This window comes from Anaerovibrio lipolyticus LB2005 (assembly GCF_000621545.1).
In the GTDB taxonomy this organism is placed as follows: Bacteria; Bacillota; Negativicutes; order Selenomonadales; family Selenomonadaceae; genus Anaerovibrio; species Anaerovibrio lipolyticus_A.
Window position 1 is genome coordinate 1 of sequence record NZ_JHYA01000025.1, and the last position, 5,989, is coordinate 5,989.

9 protein-coding genes are annotated in these 5,989 nt (G+C 40.0%); 4 read left to right on the forward strand and 5 right to left on the reverse strand.

Going from position 1 to position 5,989, the window contains the following annotated elements; all coding sequences use genetic code 11:
- Both T355_RS15635 and T355_RS0112175 read right to left on the reverse strand, forming a co-directional pair.
- Window positions 1-168: Nif11 family protein (locus T355_RS15635; RefSeq protein WP_155851739.1), on the reverse strand; the 168-nt coding region annotated here is incomplete at its 3' end.
- Window positions 169-416: 248 nt separating this feature from the next.
- The gene (locus tag T355_RS0112175) at window positions 417-1,355 is read right to left on the reverse strand and encodes an alpha/beta hydrolase (RefSeq protein WP_027397979.1); all 939 of its coding nucleotides are present in this window, start codon (window positions 1,353-1,355) and stop codon (window positions 417-419) included.
- Window positions 1,356-1,853: 498 nt separating this feature from the next.
- Here T355_RS0112175 and T355_RS15375 point away from each other — a divergent pair, with 498 nt between their 5' ends.
- The 3 genes from T355_RS15375 (at window position 1,854) to T355_RS0112195 (ending at window position 3,744) form a co-directional block, all read left to right on the forward strand.
- The gene (locus T355_RS15375; RefSeq protein ID WP_155851740.1) at window positions 1,854-2,006 is read left to right on the forward strand and encodes a hypothetical protein; all 153 of its coding nucleotides are present in this window, start codon (window positions 1,854-1,856) and stop codon (window positions 2,004-2,006) included.
- A 410-nt stretch (window positions 2,007-2,416) separates the two neighbouring features.
- Window positions 2,417-2,953, forward strand: a complete 537-nt coding sequence (locus T355_RS0112190) for a GNAT family N-acetyltransferase (RefSeq protein WP_027397980.1) — start codon at window positions 2,417-2,419, stop codon at window positions 2,951-2,953.
- A gap of 380 nt (window positions 2,954-3,333) precedes the next feature.
- Window positions 3,334-3,744: a hypothetical protein gene (locus T355_RS0112195; protein ID WP_155851741.1), complete on the forward strand. Its 411-nt coding sequence runs from the start codon at window positions 3,334-3,336 to the stop codon at window positions 3,742-3,744.
- Window positions 3,745-3,991: 247 nt separating this feature from the next.
- On the opposite strand, the gene T355_RS0112200 is transcribed toward T355_RS0112195, so the two are convergent.
- Complete coding sequence (locus T355_RS0112200) at window positions 3,992-4,384, reverse strand: hypothetical protein (RefSeq protein WP_231483047.1); 393 nt, start codon at window positions 4,382-4,384, stop codon at window positions 3,992-3,994.
- Window positions 4,385-4,603: 219 nt separating this feature from the next.
- Here T355_RS0112200 and T355_RS14430 point away from each other — a divergent pair, with 219 nt between their 5' ends.
- Window positions 4,604-4,867, forward strand: coding sequence for a DUF4405 domain-containing protein (locus tag T355_RS14430; protein WP_051555574.1), 264 nt, complete (start codon window positions 4,604-4,606; stop codon window positions 4,865-4,867).
- 157 nt (window positions 4,868-5,024) lie between these two features.
- Here T355_RS14430 and T355_RS0112210 read toward each other — a convergent pair whose 3' ends face one another.
- On the reverse strand, window positions 5,025-5,345 hold the full coding sequence (locus tag T355_RS0112210) for a hypothetical protein (protein ID WP_027397983.1): 321 nt from the start codon (window positions 5,343-5,345) through the stop codon (window positions 5,025-5,027).
- 325 nt (window positions 5,346-5,670) lie between these two features.
- The coding region (locus tag T355_RS0112215) for a hypothetical protein (protein WP_027397984.1) at window positions 5,671-5,989 on the reverse strand (319 nt) is incomplete at its 5' end.

Below are 5,989 nucleotides of genomic sequence, written 5' to 3' on the forward strand. Positions count from 1 at the left end.
AGAAGCCCCGTTCTTCTCTGCAAACTCCTTATCCAGAGCATTGAGCTTTTCAGCCAAAGCTGCATCCTGGGCCAACTTCTCATAAAACTTTCCTACGTTCTCCTTTGCCATAATGTATTCCTCCTTAGTATTTAAATATTGTTGTTTACTCTTGTCCTTTATATCCATGAGATGACAAAAGTGTTATCTCTTTTTACTTTTCTGCAAAAAATTTGGTTTTCCTGCAAAAATGGAGCCTATCTCAAATTGAGAAGGCCCCGTTTTCATCTAAGTGTTTTATTCATCACGGCTCTTTGACATCTCAACTTCTGTGTCAATTTCTTTCACCAGTTCATTAGGTTCCTAATAATCCGTAAAGCACTTTTTGTCTATAACCGTAATTTTACACTCATACGGCTTTTTTACTCCCCTTACTATTAATTCCCCTCAGCCTGTGCCAGGAAATCAAAAATTCCCGACCAATATTTCTTGCTGTCTGTTGACATAGAATTGCCATGCCCAGCACCTGATACAATGAACTTTTCCTTTTTGGCTTTGCAAGCATCATATAGCTGCTCCATCATGACAGGAGGAATAAGCTTATCAGCCTCACCGTGAATGAACAATACTGGTACCTTTATTTTATCCATAACCTTTATAGGAGTCGCATCAGAAAGCATCACACCAGTTTTTATGCCACTGACTATGTCAATGCAATTCATAATAGGAAACTCTGGCAGATCGAAGAGAACTCCCAATTGGGTGGAAAACATTTCATAGACACTGGTATATCCACAATCCTCAATTACAGCCACAACTCCCTCTATATCATCTCTGGCAGCGGCCATCAATGCTGTAGCAGCGCCCATGGACACGCCATGCAATACGATTTCAGCATCTGGGTATTGTTCCTTTATTTTCCTGGTCCAAACAGCGATTTCTTCACTTTCCTTGACCCCCATGGTAATATACTGACCATCGGTTTCTCCCGATGCACAAAGATCTGGTGTCAAAACCTGATATCCATTCTGTAGATAAACTTCGGTATAATCCCCAGCATAATGCTGATTCATTCCATAACCATGTATTAAAATGGCCCAGCGTTTTCCAGTACGTGCTGTTGAAAAGTGGGTTGCTGCCAAATGCCGGTTATCAGAGGATATAGCACTCCATTTTTCTTTTAGTGCTATTGGTTCAGGAGGAACCGTTAGGTTTTTATCCTGAATATATGCACATGCCGCCGGCGGTGCCAACGGGTCGTTATCATTACCTCTCTTTAAGGCAAAATCTACAAAATAGTTCCCCACAGCGTAGCCCATAGTCACAACCGCTAATATCGCTGTCAGAAGTACTGCTACCAATATCTTTTTATTCATAACAGTTGATTGCCCTCCGTATTACACAAACCTTGTATCATTAAAATATACCACCATCACCATGCATCCAGATACTGCGCTGCTTCCTCGCCTGTTTCAAAACACGATACCTCATATCCTCTTTTTCGCAACGCTCTAGCTGTTTCTTCTATATTAGGCAAGTCTATCCCTCCCCTGCTCTCTGCTCCATATTATAGCATAATGCTGAATCGCAGGTGCAATTCCTCCAGCAATATAATAATTCACCACTCTACTTTTCTAACATCAATTCCACATTCTAGCACCTCCACATACCCAACTTATAAAAAAGGCTAGGTGCCATAAACATATCAATCCCGCCCCAGTAATCATGCCTATTTCAAAGTAGATGCGATTTCATCGAAACGCAGCCACAGGAGTTGAATAAATATGATGACCCTTTGATGCAAAGGCTACTGGATAGCATAATCGTATATAACGACCACATTACCGTAAAACTCAAATCTGGCATCAGTTTAAATGTCAGCAAAAAATAAAAATGGCCAGCGGTACTGGAAGGATGTATTTTCCAGCGGCACCCAGCGGTTTTTGATGTTCTCCCAATGGTTCAAGGACGGCACCCATTACGGGGCCCATAAGGATGATTTTATAAGGTGGTATGGGACACTCTGAAAGAGTATTTGCCCATCGTAACTATTCATGTTAAAATTAAGTTATCATATTACTTTCCGTATAACGTTTTCCTTTTATGTGCTACATTTTTGTAGTCGTTCCTTCCTTTGCCGGTCTGTATGACCGGCTCTTTTTTTGCTTATTTACAAGAGTAGTTGCCTATTGTAACTATTCATGCTAAAATTTACCCATACCATTCCATTTGCTGGTCCCTCCAGCAAATACCAAGCCGGTCCTCCATGCCGGCTTTTCCTAGAATATTACTCCTTACCATATAACACACAATATTACTCCTTTGCTGGCGAACACACCAGCAGGAAAAAGGCTGGTCTTTGACTTTGGACTAGTCTTTTTTCTTTGTACTAATATGGTATAATATCGCTACAAATATTGAAAAAGAAGGTTATCGAATGGCATTAAATGTACAATTATTACCACTGGCAGACAGTGATCGTGAACAATTTATACTAGATAATCAGGAGGCTTTCCGCTATGGGGCCATGGAAGAATTTGGTATGAGGGATAACCACTTCGAGGAAGAAGGGGAAATAATTTCCAGAAGTACCATCGAAAAATCCATTGATGACGGGCTTGCCTATAGAATTGTCGTGAACAACAAGAAGGTGGGCGGTCTTATAATTAATGTTGAGGAGACCAGAGGCGAGCTTGAAATTCTCTTTACCTCTCCCAATGAACACAGCAAGGGAATCGGTTATGCTGCATGGTGTGAAGTTGAAAAGATGTTTCCACAAGTAAAGATCTGGGAAACCATCACTCCATATTTTGAGAAAAGAAACATCCATTTTTATGTAAACCGTTGTGGTTTTCATATCGTGGAATTTTTCAATAAACACCACCCTAACCCAAACGACCCTGAAGAAAAGGACTTACCACCAGATGAACAATTCCCTGATGGTATGTTCAGATTTGAAAAGTATCTAAAATGATAACACTTTCCCCAGCTCATGGATATAAATAACAGAAAAGAAAATACACACCCAAATAAAACGTATATAAAAGTAAATAAAGGCACGTAGAAGCGGTTATGCTTTTCATCAGGGATTGTATAGCTTCTTCCAGTGCCATTACTAACAGCGGAGGGAACGGAAGCCTCCGCCTGTTTCAATTATGGGAAGGATTTTTTTATGACTGATAGAATTATTCATTTAGATATAAAAGATGCATCGGGATTTATTGAAGGAACATATCTAAATTTAAAGGAGATGTAATGTATATGACTTGTAAATCAAAACTTATAGCATTTGTTGTCTTTTTTAGTTTGTTAATGTCATCAGTGGCTTTTGCACATAATATGCCCCGAGAGGAAATGTATGTTGGCGGAGTGGGTGCAGGATGTACCCTTGGCTATGTAAAGGATATTTACGGCGAACCCATTGAAAAGTCTGATTTTTCAACCCAGTGGCTTCATCTTGTGACCTACAAGTATTCTGAGTCTTTCTCTATTACCGGCCGCTGTTTTGCAAACGAGAATCTTCCCGAAAATGAAATGTTGGTTGCAGGATTTGTACTTAAAGACAACTCCCTTTCTACCCCAAGCGGAATTCGGGTGGGCAGCTCCTATGAAGAAGTCATCCAAAAATTTGGCTCCGGGGAGGATGTAAAAATAAATGGAAAGATGTACTATTGCTTCAATGCTCCTAACTCTGCGGTAGAAATGTCTTTTGTGGTAGATGATAACAATATAATTACGGAAATTCATGAAGGAACAGAGCTTTAAACATAAAAATTGGTTGCACGGTGTAACCATTATATGTTAAAATTTATTTAAGTAAAATTCTATTAAAAATATAACGCTTTCTTACTTACTTCCTTTCCTACTCTCTATTGGGTTCACATCAAAACTCTCCTGCTGGTCCCCACACCAGCAGGGAAAAAGACTGGCACGCCATGGCCAGTCTTTTTTCTTTGGGCAAACTTAAAGGAGCCGCCCCTAAGGACAGCTCCGTGTGCATCGTTGAGATTATTCAGTAATACCAAGAGTCTACTATTCTGTATCCCCAGCCTAGCTTATCCATACAGAACTCAAAGATACCATTTCTGGGGATGACCACAGTAGTGTGGCTGCCATCCATGATGCTTGTCTCAAACCGCCACATATCATCATTATGCTTGCTAAACGCCCAGGTTATCACATCCAGCTGTTGTCCGTCCCTCACTGTCTTGGCCGTCACATTAAAATATCTGCCATTACTAGATGTTCCGCTGTAAATAGTTTCATCCATCACGTAGACATCTATATTCGAATCTCTCCAGTGATCAACCCAAACATCTTCAGCCTCGCAGCTTGGCAGCATGCAAGCCATCACCACCGCATTACCAGTACAGACAATAGCCTTTTCATAATCATCCACCCCCACAATGTTGAATGACCCTCCATAAAAATTACAACCTAAAACATCCGATTTCTTTGGAGAAATTATATCATTATATGGCAGTTCTTGCCATTGCTTTATTTTGGGGCAGCGAGCTGTGTTTTGTTGGTTGCTTCCTTTATCCTCCTTTTTTATTATTTATTTATCTCCAGTTTAGATTTAAGCCTTATAATATACACAGTAATTAATGAAAGGGGTATCTCCATGAAGAAGAATTATTGGCTGGATTGGATACTATTTATAAGCGGATTGATTTGCATTGTTACTGGATTAATGCTGGATTTCCACCTTATTTCCGGTGGCAGGGAAGCAAGACTCTTTTACAGACACATACATACTTACAGCGGTTATATTATGGGCGTTGGGCTACTATTGCATTTAATATGGCACAAGGACTGGATTTCCATGGCCACAAAAAAGATTTTGGGCCGTAAAAATGCCCCTGCTCAGGACTCGGAAACAGTCTAAAACAATGGCTGGAGCATTTTATAGCAGAACAGACCATTAAAATTGTACAGACCAATAAGAAAATGTAAGAATGAAAATATGAGAAGAGAAGAAAAGAGCATAGTAAAAGGAGCCATCCCTGGGACAGCTCCGTGAATATCGTTGAAATAATTTGGTTTTATTTGAACTCAATCACGATATGCTGGCAATCTCCAATATCCATACATTTTTCATTTCTGAAAACATAAGTCGTGTCGAAATCAATTCTGTGCGGTTTTCCGTCTTTCGAACAAGATGCTTCGATTGTATACCCTTCTTCGCTATTATGGCAGGGCAAACTCAGAAAATCTTTCCATATGATATCAAGCTTTACTTCACCCTTCATATATTCTTGGCAAAAGCTCTCGAATCGCTCTGCTCCATAGCAACGAAATACACCAGTTTTCATACATTCCCCTGCAGGAAATTCATAATCTTTAATGAGAATCGCATTATTCAAATCTGACTTCCTTCTCTCCTATATATTTATTATCTTGAGGGAAATTATATCATTATATAGCAGTTCTTACCAATAATTTGAATTTCGATAATTTGCGCCAGGCAACTTCCTTATGATAGAATATCCGCATATTAGAATACTTACTTACACTATTTCCCGTGGGGTACCAGAGTCTTACGGGGAAAGGCCGGTCTTTTTTGGACTGGTCTTTTTCTTTTGCCCAAAACTAAAGGGCCATTCCCTGATCTGAGAACAGCCCTGAGATTATTATTTGGTAGAATGGCCCGTCAATTTGAGGGTCGTATTGGTACCGCCGACCACCTTGTCAATCATATCGTCCTTCTATTATGATGACATGTTTGCCTTCCTCCCTCATGTTCTTAATAAAATCTAAACCGACGCCTGGTCTGAGCATGCCATTGTCTCGCATCTTGGCTTTTTTCCTAAGTTCATCAATCTTACCTACCTCAGCCAACTTATCCAAATCTTTCATATCTCCATCATAATTACCCTGAGCGACATGATAATCGACAATACCCAAATGGTTCCTTATTTTTGTGACAAGATATACCCTCGCGCCGCCGACCACCATGTCAAGTTCCATGTCGTCCATCTTGTTCATGAATTTCTTTTCCATTTTAGTT

What these genes read in the sequence shown, in the direction of transcription:
- T355_RS0112175 (WP_027397979.1), bottom strand. Translation starts at nt 1,355, where the DNA reads ATGAATAAAAAGATATTGGTAGCAGTACTTCTGACAGCGATATTAGCG.
- T355_RS15375 (WP_155851740.1), top strand. Translation starts at nt 1,854, where the DNA reads ATGTCAGCAAAAAATAAAAATGGCCAGCGGTACTGGAAGGATGTATTT.
- T355_RS0112190 (WP_027397980.1), top strand. Translation starts at nt 2,417, where the DNA reads ATGGCATTAAATGTACAATTATTACCACTGGCAGACAGTGATCGTGAA.
- T355_RS0112195 (WP_155851741.1), top strand. Translation starts at nt 3,334, where the DNA reads ATGTATGTTGGCGGAGTGGGTGCAGGATGTACCCTTGGCTATGTAAAG.
- T355_RS14430 (WP_051555574.1), top strand. Translation starts at nt 4,604, where the DNA reads ATGAAGAAGAATTATTGGCTGGATTGGATACTATTTATAAGCGGATTG.